Annotated in this window: 10 protein-coding genes; 6 read left to right on the top strand and 4 right to left on the bottom strand. The window is 66.1% G+C overall.

Going from position 1 to position 13,866, the window contains the following annotated elements; translation table 11 throughout:
• Positions 1–103 precede the first annotated feature (103 nt).
• Positions 104–841: a class I SAM-dependent methyltransferase gene (locus tag RJQ10_RS04990; protein ID WP_350144241.1), complete on the bottom strand. Its 738-nt coding sequence runs from the start codon at positions 839–841 to the stop codon at positions 104–106.
• 102 nt (positions 842–943) lie between these two features.
• Here RJQ10_RS04990 and gloB point away from each other — a divergent pair, with 102 nt between their 5' ends.
• The 4 genes from gloB to RJQ10_RS04970 all read left to right on the top strand — a co-directional run bounded on the left by gloB (position 944) and on the right by RJQ10_RS04970 (position 5,214).
• Complete coding sequence (gloB, locus tag RJQ10_RS04985; RefSeq protein ID WP_350144239.1) at positions 944–1,726, top strand: hydroxyacylglutathione hydrolase; 783 nt, start codon at positions 944–946, stop codon at positions 1,724–1,726.
• Positions 1,727–1,767: 41 nt separating this feature from the next.
• Positions 1,768–3,081 carry a LysM peptidoglycan-binding domain-containing protein gene (locus tag RJQ10_RS04980; protein WP_350144237.1) on the top strand — a complete coding sequence of 438 codons (1,314 nt, stop codon included), beginning with the start codon at positions 1,768–1,770 and terminating at the stop codon, positions 3,079–3,081.
• Positions 3,065–4,216: a class I SAM-dependent methyltransferase gene (locus tag RJQ10_RS04975; RefSeq protein ID WP_350144235.1), complete on the top strand. Its 1,152-nt coding sequence runs from the start codon at positions 3,065–3,067 to the stop codon at positions 4,214–4,216. The genes RJQ10_RS04980 and RJQ10_RS04975 overlap by 17 nt, the downstream gene beginning before the upstream one ends.
• A 128-nt stretch (positions 4,217–4,344) precedes the next feature.
• Positions 4,345–5,214, top strand: a complete 870-nt coding sequence (locus tag RJQ10_RS04970; protein WP_350144233.1) for an LLM class F420-dependent oxidoreductase — start codon at positions 4,345–4,347, stop codon at positions 5,212–5,214.
• Here RJQ10_RS04970 and RJQ10_RS04965 read toward each other — a convergent pair.
• Both RJQ10_RS04965 and RJQ10_RS04960 read right to left on the bottom strand, forming a co-directional pair.
• Complete coding sequence (locus RJQ10_RS04965) at positions 5,181–7,889, bottom strand: UvrD-helicase domain-containing protein (protein ID WP_350144232.1); 2,709 nt, start codon at positions 7,887–7,889, stop codon at positions 5,181–5,183. The genes RJQ10_RS04970 and RJQ10_RS04965 overlap by 34 nt on opposite strands.
• Positions 7,886–10,537 (bottom strand): PD-(D/E)XK nuclease family protein, encoded by a 2,652-nt coding sequence (locus RJQ10_RS04960; protein WP_350144230.1) that lies wholly within the window; start codon positions 10,535–10,537, stop codon positions 7,886–7,888. Before RJQ10_RS04960 ends, RJQ10_RS04965 begins: the two co-directional genes overlap by 4 nt.
• Before the next feature lie 120 nt (positions 10,538–10,657).
• Here RJQ10_RS04960 and RJQ10_RS04955 point away from each other — a divergent pair, with 120 nt between their 5' ends.
• Positions 10,658–11,737, top strand: a complete 1,080-nt coding sequence (locus RJQ10_RS04955) for a 3-deoxy-7-phosphoheptulonate synthase (RefSeq protein ID WP_350144228.1) — start codon at positions 10,658–10,660, stop codon at positions 11,735–11,737.
• Positions 11,738–11,795: 58 nt separating this feature from the next.
• On the opposite strand, the gene nfuA is transcribed toward RJQ10_RS04955, so the two are convergent.
• Complete coding sequence (nfuA, locus tag RJQ10_RS04950; RefSeq protein ID WP_350144226.1) at positions 11,796–12,371, bottom strand: Fe-S biogenesis protein NfuA; 576 nt, start codon at positions 12,369–12,371, stop codon at positions 11,796–11,798.
• A gap of 166 nt (positions 12,372–12,537) precedes the next feature.
• Here nfuA and RJQ10_RS04945 point away from each other — a divergent pair.
• Positions 12,538–13,866, top strand: a 1,329-nt coding sequence (locus RJQ10_RS04945) for a homocysteine S-methyltransferase family protein (RefSeq protein WP_350144224.1), incomplete at its 3' end; no start/stop codon positions are given.

Here is a 13,866-nt window from a genome sequence, read left to right as displayed (position 1 = left end):
CGTTGTGCTTCTGCCAGCGCCGCCGGAGGGCGTGGCGGTTCTGCGGTGCGTCAGTGCTCCGGACTGGCGCGCCGGGCGCGTTCGGCAAGAACTCCCAGCGCGTTCACGCGGCGTGGTCACCCTGGCGGGGGGTCGGCGCCGCACTCGGCACCCCGAGCCCGATCAGGCGGGCGCTGCGCCGAGCCCGCAGCACCGGCCTGGCGGTCCCTCCAACCTGCTTGATGGCGTGTATGAGGTAGACGTCGCCCACAGGCAGTCGATGCCGCTCGCTCCAGCCGTTGGCTGCCGCGGCGTAACCCCCCAGGCGCCCTTCGCCCAGCACTGGCAGCGGACACAGGTGGCGAGCGGATTCGGTTTCACAACCCAGCAGGCGCAGCCAGTCCAGCAGACGGGCACAGCCTACCGGTTGGTGGCGCTGCCAGAGGGGGTTGCCACACAGCCCGCGCAGCCGGTGCGACGCCCCCAGGACACCCCAGGGATTGAAGCCGATCAACAACAGCTGGCCGTGAGGGGTCAGTACCCGCTGCAACTCACGGAGCACCTGGTGTGGCTGCGCAGTGAAGTCCAGACAGTGATGGGCAATGGCCACATCGATACTGTCGCTTTCCAGCGGTAACTCAGCGTGCTCCGAGACGACTGTCACTGCATGCCCGGGCTGCGGAGCGGCGTAGGCACGATGCCTGATTCTACTGTTGTCGAACAGCGGTTGCTGGCGGGTAAGGCCGACCTGCAACAGATGGTAGCCGAAGGCGGTCTCCAGGATGGGTTCCAGAGCCGCCGCAACGGAACGCTGGACAGCCCGCCCCACCGAGGTCGCATACCAGCATTCCAGATCGGTCAAAATGTCGCTACACTCCTGCATTGTCTCCAGTGGCCGGGGACCGGCACGTCGATGACCCAAACGGGCATGTTACTGCATTTGAGGGGGTTTGGAACGTCACCCATGCTGGCAATTGAACCGATAGCTGCATTCAGCGACAACTACATCTGGCTCCTGCGCGAGCACAGCGGCCGACGTTGCTTTGTGGTTGATCCCGGGGATGCGACACCCGTGCTGGCGGTGCTGGAAAGCGACGGCCTCGACCTGGTGGGAGTGCTCATCACCCACCATCATTTCGACCATGTCGGCGGCCTGCCCGAACTCATTGCCCACAGTGACCCGGTCGTCTATGGCCCCGACAACCCCGCCATCAGCGGCATCAGCCACCCGCTGCAAGCGGGGTCCAGCGTCGATGTGCTGGGGCACGAATTCACTGTCCTCGCGGTGCCCGGGCATACTCTCGACCACATTGCCTTCTTTTGCCCCGGTGGCGATGGCGAGCCTCCCCTGCTGTTCTGCGGTGACACCCTGTTCGCCGGCGGCTGTGGCCGCATGTTCGAGGGCACCGCCCCGGTCATGCAGGCCTCCCTGGCCGCGCTGGCCGCGCTGCCCGGCAACACCCGGGTGTACTGTGCCCACGAGTATACCCAGGCCAACCTGCGCTTCGCGCAGGCGGTCGAGCCCGACAATGGAGAGCTCGCCCGGCGGGCAGCAGCGGCGGCGGGCACGCGCCAGCGCGGTGAACCGACGGTGCCGTCGGAGATCGGGCTCGAGCGGGCTACCAATCCGTTCCTGCGCTGCGAGGAACCGGCTCTGGTGGCTGCCCTGAAGCGGCAGGGAAAGTGGCAGGGTGAAAAGCCGGAAGAGGTCTTCGCAGCGCTTCGAGCGTGGAAGGACGACTTTTGATTAAATTGATAAAAAATATAAGCTTGCGGCAATATGTTGTAGTGCTTTCTGCTCTACTGTCGCTAGCTGGATGCCAGGCGCTGACCACCGGGGACGGCAGCGGTGAGCGCCGGGACGCCGAGCTTGCAAGCCGGGCGCAGCAACAGGCGAGCAACGAGCCGCTCGCCGGGCAGGCCGGGCAACTGCATTCCGACGACCTCTGGGAGCGCCTCCGCCAGGGCATGGAGTGGGAACTGCCGGACAACGGCCAGGTCCGCATAGGCAGGGAATATTACCTGGGACAACACGGTTACTTCGAGACTGTCGCGGAGCGCGGTGCCCTGTATCTGCACCACATCGTTGAGGAAATTGAGCGCCGCGACATGCCGCTGGAGCTGGCTCTGCTGCCCTTTGTCGAAAGCACCCTCGATCCCTTCGCCCTCTCTTCACAGAAGGCCATGGGCCTGTGGCAAATCATGCCGGCGACTGGCCGCAATCTGGGTATCGAGAGTGACTGGTGGTACGACGGCCGTCGCGACCTGCGGGAATCGACGGCTGCAGCGCTGGACTACCTGCAATACCTGCACGACACTCTGGATGGGGACTGGCTGCTCGCCATTGCCGCCTATAACAGCGGCGAGGGCCGGGTCGGCCGCGCAGTTTCCGCCAACCGCGCAAGCGGCCGCGACACGGATTTCTGGTCCCTGCCGTTGCCCGCGGAAACCCGCAAGCACGTACGCCGGCTGCTGGCGCTGAGCAGCCTGGTTGCAGAGCCGGACGCCTGGGAGCTGTCGCTGCCGCCGCTAACCAATGCGCCGGCTTTCGTACCCGTGCCCACCGGTGGCCAGATTGACCTCGCGCGGGCAGCGGAACTCGCCGACGTGGAGCTGGCCACACTGCAGGCGCTGAACCCCGGCCATCTGCGCTGGGCCACCTCACCCGAGGCCGATGAACTGCTGGTGCCCCGCGAGCAGGCGGAACTGTTCCAGCAGCGTGTCGCCGCACTCAGCCCCGAGGAGCGGCTTACGTGGCAGCACTATCGAGTCCAGCGAGGGGACTCCTTGCTGCAGATAGCCCAGGCATTCGGTACCCGGGTCGACGTCCTGCGCCAGGCCAATGGGATCAAGGGCAGTCTTGTCCGCGAGGGCGTGATCCTGATGGTTCCCCGGGACCACGACCCCGCCGCCGCAGCGTCAGGCGGCGCCTCGCCAGGGCTGGAAGCGCGCGACTACAAGGTTCGCCGCGGCGACTCACTCTACCGTATTGCCGGGCGTTTCAAGGTCAAGGTCGCGGACCTGATCGCCTGGAACTCACTCAGTCCCACCGGCAACATCCATCCCGGACAGCAGCTCACCGTGTATGTCCGCGGCGGCTGATTCCGCCAGCCAGGCTATCTGCGATACGCCCTTCGGACGCTTCCAGCTGCAGCGCTATCCAGCCCGCAAGCAAGAGCTGTTGCGAGCGTGGAGCGGCGCTGACGCCCTGCTGCTGGAAACGCTTGCCACGGCGCCGCTGCCAGACTCCGTTCTCGTTATCAATGATGATTTCGGCGCCCTCTCCCTCCCTCTCGCCAGCGCCGGCGCAGCCTGCACCCTGTGGACGGATTCCGCCCTCGCCCTGCAGGCAGTCAGGGACAACGCCGTGGCGAACGGCAGTCCGCTGCCGGAGGTCGTCTGGAGCACGGACCTGCCGTCCCCGGGTGCTGCTCTGGTCGTGTTGCGTATCCCGAAACAGAAGGCCCTGCTGGAATACCAGCTTGCCCAGCTCGCGCAACTGCTGCCGCCTGGCGCATTGCTGCTGGCGGCGGGGATGGACAAACACCTGCCGGCCGGAATCGATGAGCTGATCAACCACCATTTCGGGCCCTGTGAGCGACAGCGCGGGCGCCACAAGGCGCACCTGTGGCGAGCACACCGCGGCGGCGGCCTGACAACGGCCCCGCCGGAGCCCTATAGCAGCTACTACTGCGAGCCACTGGGTACTGCCCTGCGATCTATGCCCAACGTCTTCAGCCGCCAGGGGCTGGATCTCGGCACGCGTTTCCTGCTTGAACATCTGCCGCAATTGCCGCCGGTCACCAGGGCTGTCGACCTCGCCTGCGGCAATGGCGTCATCGGCCTGGTGGCTCTGCAGCGCGGGCTGGCTGCGGAGCTGTGGTTCTGTGATGAGTCCGCCCAGGCCATCGCCTCCGCCCGGCGCAACCTCGAATCCGTGCTGCCCGGAGATCATGGCATGGCGCACTTTCACCACGGCGATGGCATGCGCGACTGGACTGCTCCCGCCCCCGAGCTGATCCTGTGCAATCCGCCTTTTCACCTCCAGCATACCGTGGACGACTACGCCGGTCGCCGCCTGATCAGCCAGGCGGCGGCAGCCCTGGCGTCCGGCGGCCAGTTGTGCCTGGTAGCCAATCGGCACCTCGACTACCGGGGCGCCCTTGGCCACGGTTTTCGCCAGCTGCGAGTACTGGCCCAGAACCGCAAGTTTCGCGTTTACCTGGCCAGCCGCTAGGGTCGGGTATGACTTGTTGACCGGGGCCGGCATCATTGCCGCTTCCAGCCTGTGCACCCTCCCGGCCCTGGCCCGACGGTTGTTACAGTAGGAGCATAATTCCCAGCAATTAAAGCGGAGCCCCGGCCGTGAAATTCGTTCTCTCCACTTCGTTCAGCACTGTCGCCCACCTTACCCGGATCGCCCCGGTCGCCGACTCCCACGGCTGGGATGCGATGTCCTTTTCCGACCACGTTGTCCACCCGGAGCAGATCAGCCAGCCCTACCCCTACACCGAGGATGGAAGCCGGCGCTGGGCGGCCTTCACTGACTGGCCTGACCCGTGGGTGGTGATCGGCGCCCTGGCCAGCATTACCGAGCGCCTGCGCTTTACCAACAATATCTTTGTGCTGCCCATGCGCAATCCCTTTCTGGTTGCCAAGGCCATCAGTACCGCCGCCATCGTCTCCGACAACCGGGTCACGCCGGCCTTTGGCGTGGGCTGGTCGGCCGATGAGTTTGCCCTGATGCAGCAGGACTTCCGGACCCGGGGCAAACGCACCGACGAAATGCTGGAGATCATGCGCTTGCTCTGGACCGGCGAGATGGTGGAGTACCACGGCGAGTTCTACCAGTTCGAGCGGCTGGAAATGAACCCGGCACCCAGCGAGCGCATCCCGATCTGGATCGGGGGGATTTCGGATCCAGCCATGCGCCGGGCCGCGCGCCTGGCCGATGGCTGGGTCACCGACCTGCAGCCCTCGAGCGAAATCATCGACAGCATAGCCCGCATCCGCCAGTGGCGGCGGGACTGTGGCCGTGACCAGGAACCGTTCGAGGTGATGGCAACCCCCAATGACGCCTGGGATGCGGATGGCTACCGGCGCCTGGAAGACGCCGGCGTCACCCATATCCTGACCATGCCCTGGGCCTTCTATCACGGCGAAACCGACGATGTGAACCTGAAAATCGACGGTATAAAACGCTATGCCGACGAGGTGATAGCACCGCTGTCCTGAGCCGTGTGGATCCTGGCCTGGGGCGCCACCGCGTCCCAGACTCCCGCCAGCAGGGCATCCGCCGCCGGCGCCCGCACTCCGCTGTCGCTGGCCGGGTCCGGTGCCAGTACCGCGCTCAGGGTAAGGGTCCTGATGGCGCGCGTTGCGCCCACGTAGAGCAGGCGGGCATTTTCCACCCGGGATTTGTGCCGCCGAATGCGCAGCAGGGTGTTGTAGACCCCGGGGCTATGGCCCTCGCTGTGATCGTCCGTCGCCAGCAGGAAGCGGCGCGTCCCCTCGGCGTCAGTGTAGTCGTCCCACAGCAGCGCCGGGCGCTCGTCCGCCCGCGGCCTGACCGCGAGTCCGGGGAGGAAGACATGGTCGAATTCCAGCCCCTTGGCCTTGTGCAAGGTCATGACCTGCACCCGCGCCGAGACCTCTCCGGAGCGCGCGTACAGGCCCGCAAGACGCTGCTGTAGCCAGGGCAGGTCCAGGCCCCTGCCCTCACTGTCCGCCTGCTCCAGCAGCTGCAGGAAGCGATCAACGTTGTGCAGATCGGTCTCGGTGGCTGCGCAGCCCGCCCCACCGAGTTGTTCCCACAGTAGCTCCAGCCAGACCCTGAGCCCGCGCCTGTCACGGCGTTGAAATGCGTCTGCCAGCGCGTCGACAACCGGCGCCAGGCGTTCGCGCCCTTCGGCAGATAACTGTGCCTGCAGCGCGGGGTCCTGCAGCTTGTCCACGATGGGTTCCCTCGCTGCCGGCGCACCGTGCTGAGCAACGCGCAGCAAGTCCGCCGGGCACAGGCCGCACCAGGGTGCCCGCAGCAGGGCCATCCAGGCGACTCGGTCGGCTGGATTCGCCAGCGCCCGACACAGCGTGAACAGATCTGCAACCACAGGATTGCGGGCGAGGCTGTCAATATCCTGGGCGTTGCAGCGAATATCCGCCCCACGCAAGGCCGCCAGCACCGGCTGCAGCTGCCCCCGGCTGCGCGCCAGTACGGCGACGCTGGCGTCCGGGGTTCGGGCGAGGGCCGCAGCAATCTGCTGCGCAAGCAAAGCGGCCTCGCGTTGCGCGCCGATTGACGGCGTATCGGCGATTACTTCCAGCGCCACCGCCGGCTCACAGTCGCCACCCCTGGTAGCTACCGCAGGGGTAAACCGCACCTCCCCGCGGGCAATATCATCCGCAGCGGGAAAGGCCTGGCGAAACACCCCGTTGACCCAGTCGACGATGCCCGCCCGGGAACGGAAGTTGCTCTCCAGCATCAGGTACTCGGGCACGACACCGTTGAAACCTTCATCCCTGGCGCGCAGGAACAGGCCCACGTTGGCATCGCGGAAGCCGTAGATGGACTGCATGCCATCGCCTACCAGCATCAGCGTGCGCGCCCGCTCCGGCTGCTCGGCATTGTGTTCTCCCCAACCGCGGGTAAGCCGCTGCAACAGGCGGTACTGGTTGATGGCCGTGTCCTGGAACTCATCGATCAGGAGGTGCTCGATCCGGTAATCGAGGCGCAGTGCGAGATCTGTGGGTGCGTCGTCGTCACCCAGAGCCTGCAGGGCGTAGAGTGCGATCTGGGTGTGGTCGACCTGGCCGCGCTGCTGGAACACCAGCAACAGCTGTGCCGCCAGCACCGGCAACACGTGGAAAAGGTGCAGTAAAATCTGCCAGCCGCCATCCTCGGGGTCGATAACCGGCAGGACTTCGAGGTCCAGCAGGTCACGGCGCAGCGCCTCCTGGCAAGAGAGCTCTCCCAGCAGATCCTGCATGCGCGCCTTCCAATCCCGGGCCGCACCTTTCCCGGCGGGGAAACCCTGGCGCTTGTCGACCTGGCTCCGCCACTGCCCGTCCGCTTTCAGCAACATTCCCGCAAGGCTACGCCAGGCCGGCAGACACTGCGTGCTGGCGGCGGGCAAACCGTCAGCCGGAGGCTCTCCCAACTGGGCCGCGGCGTAGTCTCGCAGGGCACCCAATTCTGCCGCACAGGGCGCCAGCGCCGACTGCAGGCGTTGCAGGCGATCCCGGACCAGTTGTTCAAGGGTTTCGCGGAGCACCGCTTCGGCCCAGGCCGGATCGTGGCGCAGGCTGACATAATCCTGCCACTGCTCCCGCCGCCCCAGCAACGCTGCCAGCAGCCCGCGCAGACGCGGCCAGTCATTGCCAAAGTGCAACAACAACGCTTCCAGGTCGGCAGCCACTGGATGCTCCTCATCCAGCAGCCGGAACAGGTTGGCGACGGCTTCGGCATACAGGTCCCGGGCATCGTCCACCGCACTGGCCTGGCCGCCGAACCGGCTCAGCACGGGCATCTGTCGGGTCAAGCTGTGGCAAAAACCGTCGATGGTGCGGATATTGAAACGCCCGATATCTCGCAGCAACTCCCAGCCCAGACCCGCGCCGTGAGCGAGCGCCGCCCGGGCCAGATCCCCGGTGCGCTGTTGGTGACTGCCGGCGGCGGGACCCGCACCGCCGGCCGACTCCAGGGCGGCGACCACCCGGTCGCGCATTTCCGCCGCCGCCTTGCGGGTAAAGGTAATCGCCAGCACCTGCTCCGGCTGGGTCACCCGGGTCAGCAGCGCCAGATAACGCTGGATCAACAGCTCCGTCTTGCCGGAGCCCGCTGGCGCGCTGACACAGAAACTGGCCGAGGTGTCCAGCGCCCGCTCGCGCTGCCTGGCATCGCTGATGGTCATTCCCGCACCGCGTCAACCCGACACAGGGCCTGCATGCCGCAGTGGCGGCAACTGAGGGGAGACTTGGGGTCCACGGCTGCGTCGCCAGCGACGAAGGCTGCGGCCAGCGCCGCCAGCGACTGTTGCCAGTGCGCCAGCAGGGCAGGCCAGTCGGCGCAGGGATGCTGGGGCCGGGTTCTCGCCTCTATGTCCGTCGCTATCCCCGCCCCCGCCTCGCTCTGCGCCAGCCCGGTAAACTGGCAGCGCCGCTCCCGCACCGTGGCAAACGCGACGCCCCCCAGCGAGGGGTCGGCGGCCAGCGCGTACAGCGGCAGTTGCGGCTTCGCCGGGCGCGCTCCCAGCCAGTCGCCGATCCGGCCGGCGGCGGACTTGTAATCGATCAACAGGGTAGAGCCGTCCGCCAGTTCATCGATGCGATCCATTCGCAGGGACAGTTCCAGCCCCTGCAGCTGCAAGTGTTGCGCAGCCTCCCGGGCCACAACGCGGAAAGGAGGACGCTGCCGTTCCAGCGCCAGCCATTCAGCCAGCAAGCGCTCCAGGCGTATTGCCTCCAGCCGCAGGCAGGCCGGGCCGGCGGCGTGTTGCCGATTTGCTGGCAGTGCCTGCAGCGCTAGCGCAACCGCGCGCTGCAGGCAGCTGCGTTCGCTGTCCGCTGCCAGCTCCGCCAGCGCGCCCTGGTCACCGAGCTCGCCCCACAGGTGGAACAGTGCGCTGTGCAGCAAGTTACCGCGATCCGCGGCGCTCAGCCCTGACTCTGGGGCCGGCAGTACCTGCAACTGCAGCCGGCGCCGGGCGAAGGCTCGGAACGGGCACAGGGACTGGTCTTCGAGTATGGCACTGCCACCGCGCAACAGGGGCAGTTCCGCAGCTGCCAGCTGTGGTGCCCGAGCGGCCTGGTCCGGTGCCTGGCCGACGGTGCCCAACTGGGCCAGCCAGCTGGCTTTCAGGGGCTCGGGAGGCAGGTCAGGTACCGGGGTAAAGTCCCGCAACAGAGGGCTCGGCAACTCAGGCACGCCATCGCGCTGCGCGCTGTAGCTGGCATAGACCACGGTGGCAGCCTGTCGGTACCGCTGCATCAGCGCGTGGGTGAACTCCCATTCCCGCTCCGGGCTGGCGTGAGGCATGCCGTGTTCGCGCTGGAGTCGCAGAGGGATAAAAGGGTGCGGACGCGCCGGTGCCGGCCACTGGCTGGCCTGCATCCCGCACAGCCAGAGGCGGTCAAACTGCAGGCCCGCTGCCTCCAGCGGGCCCAGCACCTGGACGTTGCTGTCACCGGTCTGGGGCTGGAAGTTCGCCTCCGCGGCGAGTCGACGCAGAAGCTGTACGGCATCGCTAAACCGCAGGGCTGGCACCACCAGGTCGAAGCCGGCGAAATCCCTGAGCAGCTGCTGCCACAGACCGAGCTGTTGGTACTCCAGGGAATCAAGCGCTGTCCCGGGCCAGCCCCACTGAGTCAGCAAGTGCTCGAAACGGTCGGCCCATATCGAGGGTGGATGGCGCCGGGCGGTGAGACCCGGCGCCGCACTCGCCCGCAGGGAGCGCGCCAGCGCGGAATCGGGACTGTCCCCCGCCGCCAGCTCGGCCCGCAGCTGCGCCAGGCTCAACACATCGACCCGGGCCTCAAAGCAGCGGGTCAGCAGTGCCCCGACAGCGATCGCCGGGCGCCCGGAGAGGAGAAAGCGAGACTGCAGCAGCAGCGCCAGCGCCGGCGGGCTGATGCCATCGACCGGGAGAGTCAGTAACTGGGTCGCGGCGCGCACCAGGGGCACTTCAGCCAGGGGCTGGCCTGCGGAAAAGTTCACCGGCAGGCTCTGGTAGCGACGATCCAGGCAGTCGAGCTCGCGCCGCAGCAGATAGTCCAGAGTGGCCCTGTTCCCGCTGTTGTCCGGCAGCACGATACCGACCGTCAGCCCGGATTCCGCGGCCACGACTTGCCCCGCCCAGCGGGCAACAGCGGCAAGTTCACTGCGACTGTCCTCGCAGCGCAGCACCTCGCAACGGGCTGCCGCCGGGGCCGCTGGCTCTACAACCTCCAGCTCGGCGGCCAGCAGGCGTACGCAGCGATCGTATAGCGGCGGCAGAGTGTCAAAGGCAAGCAGCGCCACGGGCCGGCGCGGCTCCGCCGGGGTCAGCGCGGCCAGCTCGCAGATCGCGTCCGCCAGGGTGGTCAGCCTGTCCCGGGCCAACCGCCCGCTGAATGCATCCGCCCAGCGCAGAAACGTGGCGCAGTCTTCATCCAGCAGGAACAGCTGCCGCACCGCGGACGCCTGCAGGTCGGTTTCCCAGCGCAGCAGGCTATCCCGGGCCCTGGCTGCCAGCCGGGCCGCCGCGCCCGGCTGCAGAAGATCATGCCGACCGGGCTGGGCCTGGTCCGCGGCGATAACCTGGCGCCAGATTTCGTGGGCCTGGGAGGCACTCAACAGCACTCGCCGCCGCAGCCGACCGCCGGCCACTGCATCCTGCCAGCAAGACTGCAGCCAGGGTTCCAGGGCGGTCACTTCCGGGGCTTCGCCCGGAGTACCCGGACCCGCTGCGCGACTTTCCCACTCGGAGGCTACCCGCCGGGCGAGACGCTGGGTGGGGGTCAACAGGGTGTAGCCGGCGGCGATAAGAGGTAGCAGCGGATCGATGTCGTACAGTCGGGGCAAGCGCGTCTCCGGTCAGCTGCAGCGGGCGGTTCCTACCCAAAACCCCATCGCTGCTATAGAATGTCGCGCCTCGACAGGTGCTCCGGCGCCAACTGGAGACACTCTATCAGGTAACCATCAATGAGCAATATGGAAGTCTACAACGTCAACGTCGCGTCCCAGGACGTGCTGGTGACTCCGGCGCAATTGAAGGAGGCACTGCCGCTCAGCGCGGCGGCGCGGGAAATGGTCAGCGACAGCCGGGCAGTGATTGAAAACATTCTCGATCGCGAGGATCAGCGCATCTTTGTCGTTGTCGGCCCCTGCTCCATCCACGATGTGGACGCCGCGATGGACTACGCCCGGCGGCTGAAAACGCTGGCGGACGAGCTGGCGGATACCCTGTACATCGTCATGCGGGTCTACTTCGAGAAGCCGCGCACCACTGTGGGCTGGAAAGGCCTCATCAACGATCCCCACCTGGATGATTCCTTCAAGATCGAAGAGGGCCTGCATATCGGCCGCCGGCTGCTGCTCGATATCCTGGAGCTGGGCCTCCCCACTGCCACCGAGGCACTCGACCCGATTTCACCCCAGTACCTGCAGGACCTGATCAGCTGGTCGGCGATCGGTGCCCGCACTACGGAGTCGCAGACCCACCGGGAAATGGCCAGTGGTCTTTCCTCCGCAGTCGGCTTCAAGAACGGGACAGACGGCGGCCTTACAGTGGCCAGCAACGCGCTCAATTCTGTGGCCAAGCCCCACCGCTTCCTGGGCATCAACGGCCAGGGCGAGGTCTCGGTCATTACCACGCGCGGCAATCGCTACGGCCATATCGTGCTTCGCGGTGGCAGTAATGGCCCCAATTACGACTCGGTGCACATCCGCCTGTGTGAGGAGGCCCTGGCCAAAGCCGGAGTGCCGCTCAACATCATGGTCGACTGCAGCCACGCCAATTCCAGCAAGCAACCCGAGCTGCAGCCGCTGGTGGTGGAAAATGTTGGCAACCAGATACTGGAGGGCAACCGCTCCATCATTGGCCTGATGGTCGAGAGCAATATCAAGGCGGGCAACCAGCCGATACCGGAGAATCTGGCCGAGCTGGAGTATGGCGTTTCGGTGACCGACGGCTGTATCGGCTGGGCAGAAACCGAGGCCTGCCTGCGGTCGCTGCGCGCCACTCTCAAGGATGTGCTGCCCAAGCGCCTGGCGGAATCCTGAGGCTCGCCGCACTTCCCGCGTGCCCGCGCCTGCCGCACAACGGCGGCCGGGCAGGCCGTTAGTAGTAGGCCTGGCTGCGATCCGTGTGGTCGGTGCTGTCGCGGACGCCCTTGAGCTCGGGCAACTGCTCCAGCAGGGTCTTCTCCACCCCGCCCTTGAGGGTCTGGTCGACCATGCCACAGCCCTGGCAGCCGCCGCCGAACTTGAGGATCGCGTAGGGATCATCGGTGATTTCCACCAGGCTGACTTCGCCGCCGTGCGCGGCCAGGGCGGGATTCACCTCGTTGTAAAGAATATAGTTGATGCGATCTTCCAGCGGACTGTTCTCATCGACCCGGGGCAGCTTGGCATTCGGCGCCTTGATGGTCAGCTGGCCGCCCATGCGATCCTTGGCGTAGTCGACCAGCGCATCTTCCAGAAACGGCAGGCTGCGGGCGTCAAACCAGGCAGCCAGCTCTCCGAAATTGCGCTTTTCATCCCCTTCCTGGATGTCACCTTCTCGGCAGTAGGCGATACAGGTCTCCGCCTTGGGCGTGCCCGGCTGGTTGATAAAGACGCGAACTCCCAGAGCATCTTCCTGCTTGGCCAGCAGTTCGGCGAGATAACCCTGTGCCGATTCCGTAATGGTGACCATGAACCTCTTCCATTCCGAGTAAATTGGTCGGGTATTCTAGCAAACTTCTTCCGGAGAGTGCGAGATCTGATTGGACACCGCCAAAACCACCGGTAATCTGTTAGAATTGCCGGCTTTTTACGGGCAGGCGCTGGTCGGCTGCCGCGGCGAGCAACAGGAACAGTCGATGGATCCGGACAGTCTCTCAAACCACCCCCTGGCCCAGGCGCTGCAGCAGCGCATTCTGATTCTCGACGGCGCCATGGGAACCATGATCCAGGCCGAGGGACTGCAGGAAGAGGACTACCGCGGCGAGCGCTTTGCCGGGCACCCGTCTGACCTGAAGGGCAATAACGACCTGCTGTCCCTCACCCGCCCCGACATCATCGCCCGCATTCACCGCCGCTACCTGGAAGCCGGCGCCGATATCATCGGCACCAATACCTTCAACAGCACTGCGGTGGCCCAGGGAGACTACGACCTGTCGGCGCTGGCCGCCGAGCTGAATGTGGCCGGCGCCCGTATCGCCAGGCAGGTTGCCGACGAGCTGACCACCAGGGAGCCACACAAGCCGCGCTACGTCGCCGGCATTCTGGGGCCTACCCCGCGTACAGCTTCCATCTCCCCCGACGTCAATGACCCGGGCGCCCGCAACATTCACTTTGCGCAACTGCAGGAGGATTACGCCGCGGCTACCCGCGCCCTGATCGAGGGCGGCGTTGACCTGCTGATGATCGAAACGGTGTTCGATACGCTGAACGCCAAGGCGGCAATTTTTGCGGTGCAGTCGGTGTTCGGGGAATTGGGCAGGGAATTGCCGCTAATGATCTCGGTGACCTTCCCCGATACCAGTGGCCGGGTGCTCTCTGGACAAAGCCCGGAAGCCTTCTGGAACGCCATCGCCCACGCCAAACCCCTGATCGTGGGCAGTAACTGCGGCCGCCGCTTCAAGGAGATCCGCCCTTTCCTGGAGGAACTGGCCACCGTTGCCGAATGCTACTTCAGCGCCCACCTCAATGCCGGGCTGCCCAATGCCTTTGGCGAGTATGATGAAACGCCGGAGGACATGTACGAGGACTTCCGCGGCTTTGCCGAACGCGGCTTCCTGAACCTTGCTGGTGGCTGCTGCGGTACCACACCCCACCACATCGAAGCCATCGCCCGGGCGGTGGGGGACATTGCTCCGCGCCCCCTGCCCCGGCGCCCGCCGGCCTGTCGTCTGAGCGGCCTCGAGCCCTTCAATATCAGCGCCGACAGCCTGTTCGTAAATGTGGGGGAACGCTGCAACGTCACCGGCTCTGCGCGCTTCAAGCGCCTGGTGCTGGACGGCAACTACGAGGCTGCCCTGGACGTCGCCCGGGTGCAGGTGGAGGACGGCGCCCAGGTCATCGACATCAATATGGACGAGGGCATGCTGGACGCCGAACAGGCCATGGTGACCTTCCTCAATCTGGTCGCCTCGGAACCCGACATTTCCCGGGTCCCGATCATGGTCGACTCTTCGCGCTGGTCGGTC

Origin of the sequence: Haliea sp. (assembly GCF_040222615.1) — a bacterium.
In the GTDB taxonomy this organism is placed as follows: domain Bacteria; phylum Pseudomonadota; class Gammaproteobacteria; order Pseudomonadales; family Halieaceae; genus Haliea.
The sequence above is the reverse complement of the archived record's forward strand: the minus strand, read 5'-3'. Positions and strand labels throughout refer to the sequence as shown.